General features: G+C 57.2%; 18 protein-coding genes and 2 pseudogenes. 5 read left to right on the forward strand and 15 right to left on the reverse strand.

Annotated elements, in window-relative coordinates:
* Positions 1 to 230: 230 nt before the first annotated feature.
* From VXJ35_RS17255 to VXJ35_RS17285, 7 genes and pseudogenes are all read right to left on the reverse strand, one after another.
* Positions 231 to 453 (reverse strand): annotated as a pseudogene (locus VXJ35_RS17255) (transposase); the annotation flags it as partial.
* A 484-nt stretch (positions 454 to 937) separates the two neighbouring features.
* On the reverse strand, positions 938 to 2,050 hold the full coding sequence (locus VXJ35_RS17260) for an ABC transporter permease (protein WP_064022513.1): 1,113 nt from the start codon (positions 2,048 to 2,050) through the stop codon (positions 938 to 940).
* 3 nt (positions 2,051 to 2,053) lie between these two features.
* Positions 2,054 to 3,175: an ABC transporter permease gene (locus VXJ35_RS17265; RefSeq protein WP_064022514.1), complete on the reverse strand. Its 1,122-nt coding sequence runs from the start codon at positions 3,173 to 3,175 to the stop codon at positions 2,054 to 2,056.
* On the reverse strand, positions 3,172 to 4,935 hold the full coding sequence (locus VXJ35_RS17270) for an ATP-binding cassette domain-containing protein (protein WP_157198212.1): 1,764 nt from the start codon (positions 4,933 to 4,935) through the stop codon (positions 3,172 to 3,174). Before VXJ35_RS17270 ends, VXJ35_RS17265 begins: the two co-directional genes overlap by 4 nt.
* Positions 4,932 to 5,960: an HlyD family efflux transporter periplasmic adaptor subunit gene (locus tag VXJ35_RS17275; RefSeq protein WP_231914774.1), complete on the reverse strand. Its 1,029-nt coding sequence runs from the start codon at positions 5,958 to 5,960 to the stop codon at positions 4,932 to 4,934. The genes VXJ35_RS17270 and VXJ35_RS17275 overlap by 4 nt, the downstream gene beginning before the upstream one ends.
* A 416-nt stretch (positions 5,961 to 6,376) precedes the next feature.
* Positions 6,377 to 6,844, reverse strand: a complete 468-nt coding sequence (locus VXJ35_RS17280; protein WP_197495876.1) for a GlxA family transcriptional regulator — start codon at positions 6,842 to 6,844, stop codon at positions 6,377 to 6,379.
* The gene (locus VXJ35_RS17285; protein ID WP_197495878.1) at positions 6,832 to 7,413 is read right to left on the reverse strand and encodes a DJ-1/PfpI family protein; all 582 of its coding nucleotides are present in this window, start codon (positions 7,411 to 7,413) and stop codon (positions 6,832 to 6,834) included. The genes VXJ35_RS17280 and VXJ35_RS17285 overlap by 13 nt, the downstream gene beginning before the upstream one ends.
* Positions 7,414 to 7,562: 149 nt before the next feature.
* On the opposite strand from VXJ35_RS17285, the gene VXJ35_RS17290 reads away from it, so the two are divergent.
* The gene (locus VXJ35_RS17290) at positions 7,563 to 8,630 is read left to right on the forward strand and encodes a class I SAM-dependent methyltransferase (protein ID WP_064022516.1); all 1,068 of its coding nucleotides are present in this window, start codon (positions 7,563 to 7,565) and stop codon (positions 8,628 to 8,630) included.
* A 96-nt stretch (positions 8,631 to 8,726) separates the two neighbouring features.
* Here VXJ35_RS17290 and VXJ35_RS17295 read toward each other — a convergent pair whose 3' ends face one another.
* The 5 genes and pseudogenes from VXJ35_RS17295 to VXJ35_RS17315 form a co-directional block, all read right to left on the reverse strand.
* A complete protein-coding gene (locus tag VXJ35_RS17295) occupies positions 8,727 to 9,146 on the reverse strand; it encodes a hypothetical protein (protein ID WP_064022517.1) in 420 nt (139 codons plus the stop codon).
* 178 nt (positions 9,147 to 9,324) lie between these two features.
* On the reverse strand, positions 9,325 to 10,422 hold the full coding sequence (locus tag VXJ35_RS17300; RefSeq protein WP_064019980.1) for an IS5 family transposase: 1,098 nt from the start codon (positions 10,420 to 10,422) through the stop codon (positions 9,325 to 9,327).
* Between the two features lie 446 nt (positions 10,423 to 10,868).
* Positions 10,869 to 11,552, reverse strand: coding sequence for a hypothetical protein (locus VXJ35_RS17305; protein ID WP_064022518.1), 684 nt, complete (start codon positions 11,550 to 11,552; stop codon positions 10,869 to 10,871).
* A gap of 80 nt (positions 11,553 to 11,632) precedes the next feature.
* Entirely contained in the window at positions 11,633 to 12,085 is a 453-nt protein-coding gene (locus VXJ35_RS17310) for a hypothetical protein (RefSeq protein ID WP_157198213.1), read from the reverse strand.
* A gap of 346 nt (positions 12,086 to 12,431) precedes the next feature.
* Positions 12,432 to 12,941, reverse strand: a pseudogene (locus VXJ35_RS17315) (REP-associated tyrosine transposase); the annotation flags it as partial.
* 137 nt (positions 12,942 to 13,078) lie between these two features.
* Here VXJ35_RS17315 and VXJ35_RS17320 point away from each other — a divergent pair.
* Complete coding sequence (locus tag VXJ35_RS17320; RefSeq protein ID WP_054763415.1) at positions 13,079 to 13,324, forward strand: type II toxin-antitoxin system CcdA family antitoxin; 246 nt, start codon at positions 13,079 to 13,081, stop codon at positions 13,322 to 13,324.
* Positions 13,324 to 13,635: a CcdB family protein gene (locus tag VXJ35_RS17325; RefSeq protein WP_054763416.1), complete on the forward strand. Its 312-nt coding sequence runs from the start codon at positions 13,324 to 13,326 to the stop codon at positions 13,633 to 13,635. Before VXJ35_RS17320 ends, VXJ35_RS17325 begins: the two co-directional genes overlap by 1 nt.
* Positions 13,636 to 13,738: 103 nt before the next feature.
* Here VXJ35_RS17325 and VXJ35_RS17330 read toward each other — a convergent pair whose 3' ends face one another.
* A complete protein-coding gene (locus VXJ35_RS17330) occupies positions 13,739 to 14,791 on the reverse strand; it encodes a PspC domain-containing protein (protein WP_064022521.1) in 1,053 nt (350 codons plus the stop codon).
* Positions 14,792 to 15,013: 222 nt separating this feature from the next.
* On the opposite strand from VXJ35_RS17330, the gene VXJ35_RS17335 reads away from it, so the two are divergent.
* Positions 15,014 to 16,234: a toxic anion resistance protein gene (locus tag VXJ35_RS17335; RefSeq protein ID WP_082880977.1), complete on the forward strand. Its 1,221-nt coding sequence runs from the start codon at positions 15,014 to 15,016 to the stop codon at positions 16,232 to 16,234.
* Positions 16,235 to 16,276: 42 nt separating this feature from the next.
* On the opposite strand, the gene VXJ35_RS17340 is transcribed toward VXJ35_RS17335, so the two are convergent.
* The gene (locus tag VXJ35_RS17340) at positions 16,277 to 16,945 is read right to left on the reverse strand and encodes a DUF2459 domain-containing protein (RefSeq protein ID WP_157198214.1); all 669 of its coding nucleotides are present in this window, start codon (positions 16,943 to 16,945) and stop codon (positions 16,277 to 16,279) included.
* A gap of 9 nt (positions 16,946 to 16,954) precedes the next feature.
* Positions 16,955 to 17,587: a DUF502 domain-containing protein gene (locus tag VXJ35_RS17345; protein WP_054763762.1), complete on the reverse strand. Its 633-nt coding sequence runs from the start codon at positions 17,585 to 17,587 to the stop codon at positions 16,955 to 16,957.
* A 236-nt stretch (positions 17,588 to 17,823) separates the two neighbouring features.
* On the opposite strand from VXJ35_RS17345, the gene VXJ35_RS17350 reads away from it, so the two are divergent.
* Positions 17,824 to 18,576 (forward strand): hypothetical protein, encoded by a 753-nt coding sequence (locus VXJ35_RS17350; RefSeq protein WP_064022523.1) that lies wholly within the window; start codon positions 17,824 to 17,826, stop codon positions 18,574 to 18,576.
* Positions 18,577 to 18,582 lie beyond the last annotated feature (6 nt).

Consider the following 18,582-nt stretch of genomic DNA (forward strand, 5'->3'; position numbering starts at 1 on the left):
AGAACTAAAACGTAATACCGACAATAAAAAGCATTGTTTGAGGCCAAATTGCACAAAACACGTGCTCGACTTTGGCGCGGCGGCTGGCCGGCTCGTGAGCCGCCTCACGCAGTAATAGGGCCTGTTCGCAATCCCCTTTCGTGGGCTTTGGCCGGTTTGCCCGGAACGCCGCGCAACGGCGCAGGCGAGAGGGTTTCCGGTCGGCATTTCGGACCGTTGGCCAAGTCTTGATAGCCCGCATCGCTGTGTAGTAATAAGTCGATGACTTCAGCGACATCGCTGACATTGCCTGAGGTAATTTGGAGCGTATGTACCAAGCCGGTTTCGTGATCGACACCAATGTGAAATTTTTGCCGAAATACCATTGATTGCTTTTTTGCTGGAATGCATTTCAGGGTCAGGCGGCTGGTTTTTGTTTTTGGTCGAGGTGGGCGCGGCTATCAGGCTGGCATCGTCCGGCTCCGACTTCATCCCTTCGAAAATGGCGCTCCGTCATCCCAGGGCATGCACTGGCTTAGTCGCCCAGCGATTGTATTTGTCCAAAACTATGTCAGACGGGCAGTCGATGCTACCGCCGATGGCCAGCGACATATTTCAGTTGCAAATACTCTCGATTTGAATGCCCGTCAGTTGCATTTAATTCCGCTAGAAAATTGCGCCTATTGCTGATTCGCGGTTTTTTTATTGCAAGCCATTACAGGTAGGAGAAGTCAATATCCAGACTGGCTGCGTTGGCCGGATGCGCCGGAGCCAAATCGATGCATTGGCTCAGGGAGCCGACGGCACGGAAAACGGCAGATTTCATAAAAACTCCTGAAGGTGACGTGAATAAAAAAATGCCAACCCATTCTCTTATTTCACTACGCAGGAATTCTTCCCAATTAAAGGGAATACTCTTATTCCGGGAAATTTCAGGAGTTTTTCCCGGCCAATGCGATTAGTAAAGCCGCTTGCGAAACAGCCAGCCGGCGCAGCTCAGGCAGAACAGGCCGATGATCGCCAGCGGCCAGTATTGGTCGAGCAAATCGGCCGTTTGCAAGCCTTGCAGGAACACGCCGCGGATGATGACCAAAAAATAGCGCAGCGGGTTGATCAGCGTGAATTGCTGCACCAGTTCCGGCATGTTTTCAATCGGCGTGGCGTAGCCGGACAAAATGACGCCGGGCACGATCACCAGAAAGCCGCCGAGCAAGCCTTGTTGCTGGGTCAGCGACAGCGACGAAATCATCAGGCCAACACCGATCACCGAAAACACGTACAGCACGATCCCCAGATATAGCGCCGGCAGACTGCCCAACAGCGGCACCCGGAACCAGAACACGGCGAAAAAAATGCTGAGCGAGGCTTCCAGCACGCCGATGATCAGGCCCGGTATCGCCTTGCCCAGCAGAATTTCGGTCGGGGTAAACGGCGTCACTAGCAACTGGTCGAAGGTGCCCTGCTCCCGCTCGCGCGCCACCGACAAGGCCGACACCGTCATCGTCACCACTAGGGTCAACAGGCCGACGATGCCCGGCACGATAAACCAGCGGCTTTCCAGATTCGGGTTGAACCAGGCCCGCAGCACCAGTTCCGCGGGCGGACTGGTCTGGCCGCGGCTGGCCGCCCAATCGCTGTTGAACCGGCTCAGCACCGAGCGCAGGTAACCTTGGGCGATTTGGGCGGTATTCGAATCGCGCCCGTCCAGCAATACTTGCAAACTGGCCGGCTGCCGCCCGCCTAGCAGATCGCGGCTGAAATTGCGGCCGATGTGCAGCACCAGCAGCACCTGCCTGCTGTCCAGCGCCGCGGCGATCTGTTCCTGCCGGGTGATCCGCAGCTCTTCACGAAACGCCGGCGCGCCGGTAAAGCGGGCGATCAAATCCCGTGACGCTTGGCCACTGTCTTCGTTGTAAATCGCAATCGGCATTTGATTCAAATCGAAGGTGGCGGCGTAACTGAGCACGAACAATTGCACCAGCGGCGGCACGATCAGCACGAAGCGGCTTTTCTTATCGCGCAGCAGATTCAAAAACTCCTTGGCCAACAATGCATAAACCCGCCACCACATGGCTTACTCCAAGCGGCGCGGCGCGCGCCACAAGGCCAGAGCCAAAAAGGCCGCGGCCATCGCCAACAAGGCCAGCGCATTGGGCAGGATCACCTCCCAAACGTCGCCGGCCAGAAATACCGTTTGCAGTATCGCGACGAAATAACGCGCCGCGACCAGATGGGTAATCAGTTGCACCGCCGGCGGCATGCTGTCGATGTTGAAAATGAAACCGGACAAGATGAAAGCCGGTAGAAAGGTAACGATGATCGCAATCTGGCCGGCGACGAACTGGTTTTTCGCGGCAATCGAGATCAGCAGACCCATGCCCAACGCCGCCAACAAGAACAAGGTACCGGCCAGCAGCAGCACCCACAGCGAGCCGGCCAGCGGCACCTGAAACAAAAACACCGCCATGCCGATAGACAGCAACATACCGCCCATGCCCAGCAGGTAATACGGCAGCAGTTTGCCCAGCAAGACTTCGCGCACCGTCACCGGCGTCGAAATCAGCGCTTCCATCGTGCCGCGCTCCCATTCCCGCGCCACCACCAACGCGGTCAACAACGCGCCGATCAGCGTCATGATTACGGCGATCAGACCCGGCACCAGAAAATTGCGGCTGCGCAACGCGCTATTGAACCAGACCCGCGCTTCCAGTTGCACGGCGCGGTTGCCGGCTTGGCCGTTGCGTTCGGCGTGGGCGGCCAGCCATTTGTCCCACACACCCTGCACGTAACCGGACACCAGCCTGGCAGTATTGGCGTCGACGCCGTTCAGAATCACTTGAATCGGCGCCGGCGCATTCACCTGCAAGCGCCGGGCAAAGTCGCTCTGCAGATGAACGATGCCGTTGATTTGCCGGGCCAACAAGGCCGCTTCGGCCTCGGGCAGATTGGCGAAATAACGCGGCGCGAAATAGTCGGATTGCTCGAAACCGCCGGCGAATTCGCGCGCGGCCGGCGACGTTTGCTCGATGACCAGTCCGATGGGCACCTGCTTGGCGTCGAGCGAGACGCCGTAACCGAACAGCAGCAGCAGAAATACCGGCATCGCGAACGCAATCGCCAGACTGCTGGGATCGCGCCAGACTTGCAGGAACTCCTTGCGCATCAAACCGCGCAAACGCAAGCCGAAACCGTTCATCCGCTTTGCCCGCCGCCGGCTTCGACCAGCCGGATAAAGGCGTCTTCCATCGTCGCCACCGGCTCGGCGCCCCCCATCCGGCTGCGCTGCTTGATCTCGGCCGGCGTGCCGGCCGCCAAAATGTCGCCTTCGCGCATGATCAACAAGCGGTCGCAATATTCGGCTTCTTCCATGAAATGGGTCGTGACCAAGACCGTCACCCCCTGCGCCGCCAATTGGTTGATCCTGGCCCAAAATTCGCGACGCGCCAGCGGGTCGATGCCGGACGTCGGTTCGTCCAGAAACAGGATTTCCGGTTCGTGCATCAAGGCGCAGGCTAAGGCCAGGCGCTGCTTGTAGCCCAAGGGCAGATCGGCGCTGTTATATTCCAAAAAGTCTTGCAAACCGAACTGGGCCACCGCCCAAGCGATCCGCTCCCGCCGCCGGCCTTGATGCAGGCCGTAGGCCCGGGAGAAGAATTCCAGATTCTGTTGCACCGACAATTGGCCGTACAACGAGAATTTTTGCGACATATAACCCAGCCGCGCCCGCGCTTGCGACGCGGCGCTGCGCAAATCCAGCCCCGCCACCCGCAAGCGACCGTTGCTGGCCGGCAGCAGGCCGCACAGCATGCGGAAGGTCGTGGTCTTGCCGGCGCCGTTAGCACCCAGCAAACCGAAGATTTCGCCGCGGCCGACCTGGAACGACAGTTTTTTTACGGCCTGGAACCGGCCGAACCAACGATCGACCTGATCGACTTCGATCACCGGAGCTCGCATGCCGTCAAGCTTGGTGCCGGCTCCGTGAGGGTTGAAACAAACCGTCTCCGCATCCGGTGCGTTGCTGCGGCGCCGGGTCAGCAACAAAATGAAGGCATCCTCCAGACGCGGCGCCACCGCCCGGCTGATCACGGTCTCGGCGCCAGGAAACAACTCGGACCAATCCGGCCGGCTACCCGGTCTAACCACGGTGCGCACCGCGCCGCTTTGCACCACGCTGTCGACCACGTCGGGGTGCGCCGCCAAGCGTTGTTGCAAGGCCCGGTTCGAGGTGCAGGGGCTGGACAGCAGGAAACTACAATCCCGGGCCAGTGCATGGAATGCGGCCGGCGCGTCCTGGTGCAGGATTTCGCCGCGGTCCAGCAACACCACACGCTGGCAGCGTTCGGCTTCGTCCATGTAAGCGGTGCTGAGCAACACCGTGGCACCGAATTCGGCCACCAGCGTGGCGATGATCTGCCACAACTCGCGGCGCGAGACCGGATCGACGCCGACCGACGGTTCGTCCAACAACAGCAAGCGCGGCCGGTTCAATAAGGTGCAAGCCAAGCCCAGCTTTTGCTTCATGCCGCCGGACAAACGGCCGGCCAGACGGTCGCCGAACTTGGCCAGGTTGGTCATCCGCATCAAATCGGCGAAGCGGCTGTGGCGTTCGTGTTGCGGTATGCCGTACAGATCGGCATACAGTTGCAGGTTCTCCTGCACGCTGAGGTCTTCGTACAACCCGAAGCGCTGCGGCATGTAACCGATCAGGCTATGCAACTGGCCGCCGGCCGTTGCGCTATCCAAACCAAAGCTTTCGATACGGCCTTTATCAGGCAACAACAAGCCGGCAGCCAAACGCAACAAGGTGGTTTTGCCGGCACCGTCCGGTCCGACCAGGGCGGTGATGCCGCCGGCCGGCAAGGCCAAATCGATGTCGCGCAGGGCCGGGCCGGATTCGGCAAAGGCCTTGCTGACCGCCGCAAAGCGCAGTGCAAAGCCGCTAACGGGCGAATTCACGGCCGCGGGTCGCAGCCCGGTTGCGCCAACGGCGGCTGCCGGGTATCGATAGTGACGCTGACCGGCATCCCCAGCCGCAATTGGTCTTGGCTATCGCAGACGAACACCCGGATTTGGTAGACCAGGCTGGTGCGCAATTCGCTGGTTTCGACGCTTTTCGGGGTGAATTCGGCGGTCGGCGAGATATAACCCACCCAGCCGGGATAGGCTTTGCCGGGAAAGCTGTCGCTATAGACGCTGGCCGGCGCGCCGTGGCGGACCTTGCCCAGATCGGTTTCGGCCAGATAGGTTCTGGCCCACAGCGGCTGCGTCAGCGCCAGCGTCAACACCGGCGTCTGCGCGCCGGCCATGTCGCCCGGTTCCAGGATGCGGTTCTGCACGACGCCGTCCTGCGGCGCGTACAAGTGGGCGTCGTTCCAGGCTTTCTCGGCCAATTGCAACGCGGCGCGGTCGGCCTCGACCTGAGCCTGGGCCGCCCGGATATCTTCGCGCCGAGGCCCGATTTCGGTCAGTGCGTATTGCTGCTGCAAGGCCTGCAAATTCTCCCGCGCCGAGTCGTACTGGGCCTTGGCCTTATCGACCGACTCCACCGAACCGAGTTTGCGCGTGACCAGCGATTTCATCCGGGCCAATTCCTTTTCGGCCAGCACCACCGCGGCTTCGGCAGCTTTGACGTCGTTGCCGGCTTTGCGGATTTCCTGCGGCCGGGAGCCGTGCAACAGTTTGTCGAGTTGGTGTTGGCGTACCGCCAGCGTCGCGGCCGCCTGGTCCTTGGCATATTGAAAGCGCTCCAGCGCTTGCGTTGCCAACAACTGGCCACGTGAGACCCGCTCGCCCTCCTGCACCTCGACCCGTTCGATCCGCTCCGGGTCGCGAAAACTCAAATCGACCTGGCGAATATCGATATTGCCGTGCAACAGCAACCGTTCCGGGTCGGCGCCGTTGCGTTTTCCCTGCCAGCCCAAGCCGACCGCGCCAACGGCGATTAAAGCGCCGATAATCGCCAACCTTCGTTTCGTCGCCACGCTCCGTCCCCGCCTGTGTCCCAATGTCGTTAAGTTAATGATGGTAGGAGCGGGCCATGCCCGCGACCAATCGCCTTCGGTCGCAGGCATGGCCTGCTCCTACCGGATGTGAACCAGCCGGCCCGATCCTTAACTTAACGGCATTGGCCTGTGTCCTAAAGCCAGCAGTATAGCCAATGCCTAAGCCCAGGTTAAGCCGCCGGCCGGGTTGAGCGGGCACGCGCCGTTCCGCCTTGTTGCGGTTAAAACCGGCAATTGCCTGCGAGTCTTCCGCAGCCAAAACCGCATCTTGAGTTTTGCCCGGCGTTGATCCGCCCAAAGCAGGCCGTAAGGTATGGTGCGTTTACGAACCGCACCGATCGCGAACGATGCCCTTCACGTTGTTCGGCACATCCTACGGCCCTGGCGATCCGCCGCTAGCGGCGAGCGAAATCCGGCATGCGGAAGCGTTTGCGATAGGCGCCGGGGGCCATGCCTGTCGTGCGCTTGAACAGGCGCCTAAAAAAGGCCGGGTCTTCGTAGCCGACCTGCCAACTGATCTCGTCGATGCTGGCCTCGGTCCGCTCCAACCTGCGTTTGGCGTCCTCCACGCGCAGGCGCTGGACGTAAGCAATCGGCGCCAGGCCGGTCGCGCTGGCAAAGCGCCGTTTAAACGTACGCTCGGCGAGCGGCGAGCGCTTGATCATTTCTTCCACCGGGTTGGCGACCGGGAAATGCGTATCCAGCCAACGCTGCGCGCTTTGGATCTCGGCATCGCCGTGATCGCTGTTGCCCTCGAAAACCATATAAGGCGTCAGCCCGTCCTGGTGCCACTGCAACGCGAACATCCGCGCAACTTCCTGGGCGGCAGTCGCGCCGGCATAGCGGGCAATCAAGTAAAGCACCAAGTCGTGCCAGCTCGTCGATGCGCCGGAGCACACCAGCTCTTCGCGCCGGCCGGCGATGACCAGCACGCGATCCGGGTGAATCGGCACGGCGGGATAGACGGCCGAGAACGCCCGTGCGTAGCCGAAGTGCACCGTCGCGTTCTTGCCATCGAACAGTCGGTCTCGGCCAGCAAAAACAGGCCCGAACAGGCCGAGCACAACACCGCTCCGCGCTGGTACATCGAACGGACCCAGTCCAGCAATTTTGGATAGCGTCCCTTCTCCCAGCCACCGGGACGCAGCAGCAGCGAAGGCACGATCACAATATCCGTGGTTTCGATGTCGGCGAACGCGCGCTGCACATTGATCGGGATGCCGCTGGCCAGTTGAAGGGGGCCGACAGCCTCGCCGACGATCTCGACCTGAAATGGCTCGCGCGCGCCTACGCCAGTGTTCAACATGTCGGTGAGCGCGAAGGCGTTCATGACATCGAAGATGCCGGTCAGCGTGGAGATCACGGCATCGGGCAACGCGACCAGGCTGACGTGGCGTGGGTCCGGTCCGGCGGGCGGTAAGGGCTTGGTCATGTGGTTTATCCTGTTGCAGGTGTTTGCGGCCGCGGTGTGGCACAAATGAACCGATTCCGGGTGATTCCGGCTCTGGGCGCAAGCCTCCGCCTTTGCGATGCTGTGCGCGTAGATCGCAACCCAGCAACCGCACCCAGAAGACAAAGCCCATGAACACACCCGCCATCGATCAAACGAAACTGAACGATTTTATCACCCGCGCCGTCGGCGACCTGTCCGCCGGCTACGGCGGCGTGATGGTGAGTCTGGGCGGCAAGCTCGGACTTTACCAGGCCATGGTCGGCGCCGGTCCGATCAGTGCGCAGGAACTGGCGGCACGAACCGCCTGCGCCGAACGCTACGTCAGCGAGTGGCTGAATTCCCAGGCCGCGGGCGGCTACGTCGATTATCACGCCGTCAGCCAAACCTACGAACTTTCTGCCGAGCAGGCAATGGTACTGGCCGATGAGGACAGCCCGGTCTATCTCCCCCACGCCTGGAACATACCGGCCTCGATGTGGTTCGACGAAGCGAAAGCAATCGAGGCATTCCGCACTGGTCAGGGCGTCGCTTGGGCCGATCACAACGGCCGCCTGTTTTGCGGCGTGGCGGCCTTCTACCGCAACGCCTATCGCGGCAGCCTGGTGTCGGCGTGGTTACCGGCGCTCGACGGCGTGGTGGAACGGCTAGAGGCCGGCATCAATGTGGCCGATATTGGCTGTGGCCATGGCCACTCGACGCTGTTGATGGCCGATGCCTTCCCGCGCTCCCGCTTTCACGGCTTTGACGCGCACGCCGCTTCGATTGCCGAAGCGCGGCAGCTTGCCGGCGAAGCTAACCCGGGTGAGCGGGTCCGTTTCGAGGTGGCCCGGGCCGCGGATTACCCCGGCAAACACTACGGACTGATCTGCTTCTTCGATGCCCTGCACGACATGGGCGATCCGGACGCCGCCGCCCGGCACGCGGCCAGCACTCTGGCGGCCGATGGCACGGTGATGCTCATAGAGCCCTTCGCCAACGACCGCGTCGAAGACAATATCTCGCCGATAGCGCGTTTGTATTATGCCGCCTCGACCACGATTTGCTGCGCCCATGCCGTTTCGGACGGCGGGCATCGCGTACTCGGCGCGCAGGCGGGCGAAGCACGTCTGGCCGAGGTGTTCCGCAAGGCGGGCTTCACCCATATTCGCCGGGCGGCGGAAACCCCTTTTAACCTGATCCTGGAGGTGCGGCGCTAAGACTTTAATGTAGTCCAACGTAACCGATATGGCATTGGAAGACCAATTGACCAAGGGGGCGCCCCGCGACCGAAGAGAGCGAGGTTGAGCGTCATGTTAGGCTGGCAGCGCTTGGGCCAAGGCATCGTTTAACGCTGAAATGTTGCTCACTACCACTATTGGTTCAAGGGCCCTATGCAAGCAGGAGGGGAACTCAATACCATCAACAAGAAAAGCGATCCGTTTAGTAAGCTGTTTACCCTTTATTCCGTCAACCATGCTTGGGCCACCGCTTGAATACACAAATTCATGCCCTTTCCAAGTTGACGAATTCCAGTACTGATCTACTAATGCGACGAAAATGTCAGAGCCTTTAATGCGCTTTTCAATCTCAGTGTAGTCAGTGAACTCGTTACTGCGCCAACAATGAACAGAGTTTTTGCCGCAAAACGAAATAACAGCATGTGTTGCTTCTGCGTAGGTAGCGGACCGCTCAATATCGCTCGTCGCGGAGAATTCTGAAAGATACAGGTTCATCTGAAAAGGCCTAACAGGCTGGTGAAAAACCCACTGATATTTCCCCTTACCCACGGTTGCCGTGATTTTTTCGTGTTGAAATCGGTCATGACATCGAGTTTCAAGCGTTTTGCCCCTGTTTCAAGGGCTTTTTATTCGCCTGAAGCCGTCTGTGGACGGTTTTCAGGCGTACTTCACCCTAGGTGGGCGCACTCCACGCCGGTTTCGGCGTGAACACCAATAGGTTGAGCAAGCGCGTCAGGTTGTAGGCGGCGAAGCAAAACAAGGCTTGGCCAGCGACTTTGGCTAAGCCGATGTGACGGGTTTTGCGCAGGCCGCCGACCGTTTTGACCCAGCCAAAGGCTTCTTCGACGATTTTGCGGCGCTTGAGGCTTTGGGCGTAACCTTTGCCGCGCGCGGTGCGGCCATCGACGGCACTGCCGGTCTTTTTCCGGGCCACATGGGCTTTGATGTCTTGCGCCTTGAGTCCGTTGACGAAAGCCGGTTGGTCATAGCCTTTGTCGGCACCGACGCTACCGCCTTTGGGCACACGGCGTTTGATCATTGTTTGCGCGGCTTCGATTTCGGCGGTGCCGGTGGCTTGGGTGGTTTCGACATCGACAATCAGGCCGTTGCGATTCTCGGACAAGGCATGGGTGATGTAACGCAGTTTGGCCTCGGTGTATTCGCCTTTCTTGTAGAGCCGCGCTTCCGGGTCTGTCGTGCTTTGGTGGGTGGCGTTGCTGCGCTTTTCGCCGCTGAAGTCGACCTCGGGATTGCGGCCGGCGGGTTTGTCCGGGCCGCTGCCGTCTTTCTTAACGAAGCTTTTGTGCGAGGCCCAGGCTTCAATGAGGCTGCCGTCGACACTGAAGTGTTCGTCGGACACCAGGTTTTGCCATTCGGCTATGGCCAGTACCCGCTCAAAAAATTCGCGACTCAGCGCTTCGGACAGCAGCCGTTCGCGGTTGGCGCTGAACACGCTGCGTTCCCAGACAGCATCGTCGATGCCCAGACCGACAAACCAGCGAAACAGCAGGTTGTAGTCCAGCTGTTCCATCAACTGGCGTTCGCTACGAACGGTGTACAGCACTTGCAACAGCAAGGCGCGCAGCAGTTTTTCGGGCGCAATCGACGGGCGGCCAGTGTGCGAGTAACGCTCGGCAAAGACGGCATTCATAGAGGTCAATACGCCATCGACGAGTAGACGTAAACGACGCAACGGATGCTGTTTGGGAATACGTTCTTCCAGGCTAACGTAGCTGAACCAGCTACTTTGAATGGCATCGTGTCCGCGCATTGAAAGGCTCCAAATTTAGGTAGCCTATTTTAACAGTTGGCGGCTCATCTATGCCTTAGCCTACTTGGCTTTTCGAGTTTTTCACCAGCCTGCTAACGGTTGCCAGTCCCACACAATGCCATTGTTATAAATCATGTTGCTTCTTGCATCTTCAGCCCGCGTAGCTCCGATTAGCGAAGCGTAATCGGAGGAACGACGTCAAACATGCGTCCGATTACGCTATCGCTAATCGGACCTACGGCCCTTATATGGATTAATAACTTGTACATGTAACAAAATTACCAAGAACAGAGCAATTAGTAGTTCTTATAGGATTGGTAACAATATATGTAGGTTGATTTGCGGAATAGCAGGTTGGTGAAAAACTCTTTTTTACAACCAATAGAGTCTATATTTAGTGTCGACAGGCTGATCTTTATACTAAATAAAGGCCCGATCCATCTGAATTAGTGACCAGAACATGGTTTTTCACCAACCTGATAGACAACGATCGCTTGAGCTAACTCAAGTTCGGCTTTTGCTATCTCACCAACCGTTTCAAAAAATGATTGAGCTAACTTTTTGCTAACCCTGCCAACTTCAGAAATAAAAGCACTATCCGAGTCGTTTTCCTCCTTTTGTGCAAGACGCCGTTCTAAGTCATCAGCCCATTGTTTGACCTCAATTTTTAGGTCGTTTCGCATTTGCAATATTTTGTTATTAACATGTCCGTATGTAGGACGAGTCGAAACAACTTCATTTACTAACGAAATTTGTTTTTTGAGCGCGTGAGACAACGCGATTGCATAGCTGGGGTCTACATTTCCAGCATCTTGAATTTGCTTGGCCATGCAATATTGATATTCGCCATACCAATCAATACCTAATTGAATGTCTGATTCAGACATTGCTTCTTGATCATGCAATTGGGTGTCGCTTGGCATTTGACCAAATGCGACGGCTAACTTATCGTAAATCCGGCTGAATTTAGGATTTTTCTGGATAGGAGACCTGCAAGCTTCCGCTTTTTCAATTACATCTTTAGCTTTAATACCAATACGGATACGTTCAGACTGAGTTTTTATTGTTGAGCATCCTGCAATAGCGAAAAATAGGGATAAGGCCAATAATATCTTTATCGTCTTTTGCATTGATACTCCTTGAATACCTTTGATTATTAAGATGACAGCGACAGCAAATACTTAATTTGATAAAAACGCCCGAGAGTAACTTATTGTGATAAATTTGCTATCAATCCTGCCCAATCAACATGATCCTTCATCATATTGAAATAATTTAGATCTAGATACCGACCTTTAAATTTACACTCACATAAATTTACAGCAGCCTCTATTGCTTCTTTAAGCTCTGATTTAGAGCCTCGATCTTTGATATTTATTTCTTCAATAATTTTCGGGTTCTTTCTACAGTACAACTTTTTCCTTGACTTCTTTATTCTCTTAACATCATGCTGCCAATATTCAACACGGATTTGACTGTGATATAGATATAAACGCAAATAACCAACTATTTCGTTGTACAACCACGGGCCACCAAATTCTCGACAACACACTCCGACTAATGATAACTCTGGATGAATATTTCCTGGATTTTTCAAATTATATTGAAGCAATTTCTCGTGACCTTCGTAGGTCGGCACGCTTTTTCGGATAAAATCATCCATCTGCTCGTTATATTTGACTTCAGAAATTCGATATACAGGGATTTCAAAAAAGTAATTGTTCATTTGATATTATTAATATGTTTACCTCAACTCAATCAACTCTTTGTTAGACATATAATTTTTTCCGTATAGCATGGATCGCGTCACTCTCTCCCCGCTATCTTCGATAAGTCGATTTCATGACCTCAATTCTCGGCATAGAAGCCCAATTTCACATAACGATGAAAGGCTGGGTTGAACAACCTGAAACCCAACGATCATTCCCAGCACGTAGGATGCGGTGAACAACGTGAACCGCATCGATCGCGCACTCTCTCGCCGCTATCTTCGATAACTCGATTTCATGCCCCCAATTCTCGGCATACAAACCTAATTTCACATAACGATGAAAGCTGGAATAAGCCCAATCTTTGACTAACTAAACCCAGCCATGTTTGACTGGGTTCCAATGAATATAATCGATATGCTGCCGGTAGTCGGTTTCATCGCGAATCAGATGCTCCCAGAATCGTCTCTGCCATTTATGCCCTCGGGTACACACCCCGTTCGCCTCGTTTTTCTCGACTTTTCGATATTCTCTCGCCTTTGGCGACTCGCCGGGAAAAATTGGCTTTGATTAATCCCCAGCGGGTAGAAAAATCGGAATCGCCAACCGGCAAGGTCAAAATGCAATGTAATGCTCTGGCAGCACAACTATCGCGTCAATTTCAAAAGCGTGGCGGCTTTTAACCTGGGCGAAGGCGGTTCGTAGTGGATCGATCCTGTCCGTCAACAATCGATTGCCATGACGCTCAGCCAGATTGACCGTAAAAAACCACGTGGCTCCGGGATATTGAAAGCGGCGGTAGTCTGTCATCGTTGTTATTTAGCTCCTTTCTCGATTGATGCGGTTCGTTCCTCACCGCATCTACAGGGACTGTCTCGGAAATTGAATAGCCAAAGCCATTCGTTTGCGCATAGACTGTGCGCATAAAAAATACGTGAGGTATCGTCATGCAAACCGCCGCCAACAAAATTGCCACCAAAAAAGCCGCCAATCTCAGTATCAACAGCGAGCTGTTAAACCAAGCCAAGGCTTTGCATATCAATTTATCCGCCACGCTGGAGCGCGCCTTGGCCGAAGCCATACGCGAAAAGCAACGGCAGCAATGGCTGCAAGAAAATGGCCAATCCATCGAAGACTACAATCAGCGCATCGAAGCGGAAGGTTGTTTCAGCGACAGCTTGCGGAATTTTTGATGGCGCAGTGCTCCCTGTATCGCAATGCCAACCGGCAAACCCAAAGCCGTTACCCATATCTGCTCGATATCCAGAGCGACTTGCTCGACACGCTGAAAACCCGGCTGGTGATTCCTGCCATCAAACTGGCCGAGCAAAAGCCCATTACCCGGTTGAATCCGGTTTTTGAATTCGAACAACAGCAATACTTTTTGGTGGTGCAGGAAATGGCCGCCATTCCGGTCAATAATCTCGGCGCCAAAGTGACTGAGCTGGAAACGTTACGAGGCGAAATTTTGGCGGCGGTGGATTTGTTGATTACCGGGATTTGACTGAGAAGTGTCGCGGTCGCAACTGAAAAATTTATTGCGCGTGCGTTTTCCGGTTGGTTTGGCTTGAAACTATAGGCGGCTGGCGAGCCTAGTCGCCACCCGCTCATTTCAACCAATCGTCGGCATGTTCCACAAATTTGTCGCGCAGGAAGCGGCCGTGTACCAGCAAGCCTTGGGCGTCGTGCCGATACAGGCTGGCCAGCATGTCGCGCAGGGTCCGGTCGAGCACGTCCAATTGTTCCGCCAATAAGGCATGCGCGGTTTTGCCCTGGCTCACCGGTTCGGTGCGGGCCAATGCGGGCGGCAGCGCCAGGTAGCGTTCGATGGCGCCCGGCAGGTAGTCGTGGGCGATTTGCCGCAGATTGTAAAGATTGGGATCGCTGGGGTCGGCGTCCTGCGGCAGGCGGGACAATAGGGTCAGCAAGGCCTCGACGATGCCGGAGATTTTGCTGGCCACGGCGGCGTCGACCCTGCCGGCCACGCGGCGCTGCAGCGACTCCAGTTGCTGGCGGACCGGCAACGGCACTGCGTGCTGTGCTGTAGCCTCGGGCGTGCCCGAATTTGCCGCGGCTGCCTCGATCCGCTGGTAAAAGCGTTGTTCGGCCACGCCGCGCAACAGGTTTTCCAGCCGGTTCAATTCCTGCGCCAACCGTTCCTCGGCTGTGGCACCGCCCGCCTCCTCCGCATAGGCCGGCGACAGCCGTAGATAGTGTTCGAGGAGGGTCGGCAACTGTTCCAATACGGCGCGTTTGGCCGCGGCCAGTTCGTTACCATCGCGACGGGACAGGCCATCGAAATCCGGCAGCAAGCTCAGCACGAGTTGATGGATCTGCTCCAGCGCGGACCGGGCCGCAGGCTGGCTCAACCGCGCCTGGGCGTTATCGATCAATTTTTCCAGGTGCCGGGCCTTGCGCCGCAGGCGCCAGGAGAGTTCCGAAACCGAAGAGCGCCGCCCCGGCAGCACTATCCACAGTACCAGGTAAAGCCAGAACGTCAGGCTAAAACTGAAGAAGACGGAGCCGAGGAAAATGAAGCGAACGGCGCTGACGCCGATGCCGGTATAACGCGCCAAACCGCTGCAGACGCCGCCCAGCCGGCGCCGGTCGAGGTCCCGCTCGAGTTTGCGGGTTGCGGAAGATTCCGGGAAAAAGCGCATGTAGCCCTCGAAACAAACGATGTTCCGCTGAGCATGGCAGAAACGCGCCGAGACTGCAATTTGCCGCAGGAACCACGGCCGGAGGTAAGGCGGCGCCGAAAGGCCCGAAGCTAATGGGTTATCATAGCTCCCGAGGCCGCTCGCCGACCCTAGGCGACGCTGCAAGTTTCGATTGCCGTTCCGAACCGGCGCGCGGATAACGACAGAACCCTGGAGATTACGATGAGCGACATCCCCGAATTGACCCCGCCGGAAACCCTGGCCGCACCGACCCCGGTGCCGCCTATCGCTAAGGAGCAAGCGGTTGCCATGGTTAAACTGCCGGCCGAGACCGTCGCCAAGCTGGATGTGCGCGTCGCCGAATTCATCGATACGGTATTGGCCGAATCCAGCCAAAGCCCGGCCTTCAAAGCCAAAGTGGAAAGCGTTCATAATCTGGGCGCCAGCGAAATCAGGGAGGCTGCCGCCATTTCCAACCGGCTACTGGCACGTCCGACCCAAGCGCTGGATGCCGGCGTGTTCAACGACGGCTCCAAAATTTCCCGTTCGCTGGTCGATCTACGCAATCAAGTGGAAGCGCTCGATCCCACCCGCCAGGGCGACTTGCTGCAACCGCGCAAATTGCTGGGATTGATTCCGTGGGGCAACCGGCTGCACGATTATTTCCAGCAATACCAATCGGCGCAACAGCATATCGACGCCATCATCGTCGCCCTTTACGGCGGCCAGGACGAGCTGCGCAAGGACAACGCGGCCATCGAAGAAGAAAAAGTCAACGCCTGGCATACCATGGAAAAGCTGGAGCAGTACATCCACGTCGGCCGCGGCATCGACGCGGCGTTGGAGGCTAAGCTGGCCGAAATCGAACCGGCCGATCCGGAAAAAGCCCGCATCATTCGCGAAGAAATGTTGTTTTACTTACGGCAGAAGGTGCAGGACCTGATGACCCAGCTCGCCGTGACCATCCAGGGCTATCTGGCGATGGACTTGATCCGCAAGAACAATCTGGAACTGATCAAGGGCGTGGACCGGGCCACCACGACCACCGTCGCCGCCTTGCGCACCGCCGTGATCGTGGCGCAGGCGCTGGCCAACCAAAAACTGGTGTTGGATCAGATCGGCGCCTTGCGCTCCACCACCGGCAATCTGATCGAAGCCACCTCCGTGCTATTGAAGCAACAGGCCGGGCAAATCCACCAGCAAGCCGGCACCGCCGCCGTCAGCCTGGACCAACTGGCCACGGCGTTCAAAAACATCTACGACACGATGGACATGGTGGCCAATTACAAACTGGACGCCCTCGCCAACATGAAACAAACCGTAGCGGCGCTGAGCACCGAAATCGACAAGACCAAAGCCTATCTGGACAAAACCCGCGAGAACACGGTGCAGGAAACCAAACAGAGTTTACAGATCGCGGCCGACGACGACATCGTGTTGTGACGGCCGGCTTGCGGCTCCAGAACGGGCAAGCTGCGGCGGCTATTACCGGCGCGGCGCGGCCGACTCCAGCCGCCGCGCCCGTGCCAGCAACTGGCCGGTCGTGAACGGCGGCGGCCAGCCCATGGCGTACCCCGCGGACTCCAGGGCAGAGGCTACCCAGGTATTACAGTTGTTGAACAGGTGGAATCCGCCGCCGGCGGCATAAAATAGACTGTCAGCCGCCAAGCCGCGCCGCAGCGCCAGGGCTTTGGCCATCCCTGCTTCGCGTCGGAAACTGCCATGGATGAAGGCGACCAGTTTTAAGAAGCGATCGCGCGGAACCTGCAACCGAACCATCTCGACCCCGGCAAAGCGCTCGCCGACGCTGCCGTGAATGCCCTCGACATGCAACACGCCGGCAGCGGAACAGCATGCGGCTTGCAATAACAGCCAAACGCCGGGGTCGCTCGCTTGGTAATAATCCCGGTCGCCCCAGCCCAATTCCAGATAATCCGCGCCGGGAAAATCGGCGCTTTCCAGCAGCAAGCCGGTTCGCGGCAATGCAATACCGGCATGCCAGCCGTGGCCGACCAGATAAACCGGCAGTGTGGCGTCGCCAACTGCGGGCGTTGGGTTTACCGGCCCGGAGCATCCAGCACAAAGCAGTAGGGCCGCCGCCAGGCGGGCGCTACGCCGCAGCATGGCTCTGCAATCCGCGGATCGGATTTTCAAGCGCGGCGCCTAACGCGGCAAGCTCAAGGATTCGTGCGACTTGGGAAAATCGGAGCCGATGCTGACGACGAAACTGGTGACGTCCTCCAAATTCAGTTCCGATTTCACGACCTTCGATTCGTCGACGATGACGGTAAAGCCGTTGGTCGGATTCGGCGAAGTCGGGATATACAGCACATATCGATTGCCTTCGCGGTTGGTAACGTAGGCCGGCACCCAGACGCCGTCCTTAGGATATTCCACGTAAACCACCTCGCGGATCCGGTTATCGCCCTGGCCGCGAAACATTTCGATCACCTTCTTGCTGACCCGGTAAACTCCGCGCAGGAACGGTACCCGTTCGATCAGCATATCGAATATGGAGATGACCAACGACTGCCGATGCTTGGCAATCTCATTGCCGATGTACGCCAGCAGGGCGTAGACCGCGGCGAAAACGACCGCGGCCAGCCAGTAATGCCCGATCCATCCCCTGATATCGAAGACGGTCTGGAGCACAAAATCGACCAGCCAGACGAAGATCTGCACCACGATGTAAACCGGCAAAACCGCCAAAATCCCGATCAGGACGTGGTTGAACGAGGTTTTAACCAAAGCCAGGCTTTGGCGAATCAAGGTTTGTGAGTTGGGTTGTTGCGACATATTGCGACCCTCCGCAATCGACTATAACCATAAACCGGCCGGATTCGCGGCCGGTTCCCCGAGCGCTACTTTTTGGGACGAGAAGCATGCTCGCGAACATTAGGGCATTGGAAACAATAAATGTTCCGTTAGGGCCGCCGCCTGGCTCTCGGCCTCAATCGGCCGCGGCCGGCGTTGGCCTTTGCGGTTTATCTCTAGTACACTGCGGTTAACCTAATGTTTCAGACTCTGCGCTCATGACTTACTGTATCGCCGTCTCTCTGAAGGACGGCTTGGTATTAACCTCGGATTCCAGAACCAACGCCGGCATCGACAACGTCAGCACCTACGGCAAGATGCATGCGTTCACCACGGCCAGCGACCGCAAGATCATCTTGCTCAGCGCCGGCAATCTGGCCACCACGCAGGCGGTGATCGACCAATTGAAGCGAGACATTAAAGAGCAGGCCGAAGTCAATCTGGACAGCGTTACCTATTTGTCCGAAGCGGCCGACTACCTCGGCCACATCAGCGTCGAAAAACAGCGCCGCCACGCGGATTCCGGCCAAAGCAGCTTTAACCCGTCGGCCACTTTTATCTTGGCCGGACAGATCGGCCAGGAGCCGCACGGCGCCTATCTGGTCTATCCGGAAGGCAATTGCATCACCACCTCCCGCCAAACCCCTTATTTGCAGATCGGCGAAAACAAATACGGCAAACCGGTGCTGGACCGGTTTCTGAAAATCGATACCTCGCTGCACGAAGCCGGCCGCTGCTGCCTGATTTCGATGGACTCGACCATGCGCAGCAACGCCAGCGTCGGCGCGCCGGTGGAACTGCTGATTTACCACAAGGACAGCCTGGCCTTGGACGAGTATTACTGCTTCCAGGAAGACAACGAGTATTTGATCCAACTCCGGCGCATGTGGCACGAAAAACTGAAGGAAGCATTCGCCACGCTGCCGCAATTCAGCAAGGACGATTCCCGGCCGCTGCCGGTGAGTTGCTGACCGTCC

The organism is Methylomonas sp. DH-1 (assembly GCF_046097555.1).
GTDB lineage: Bacteria > Pseudomonadota > Gammaproteobacteria > Methylococcales > Methylomonadaceae > Methylomonas > Methylomonas koyamae.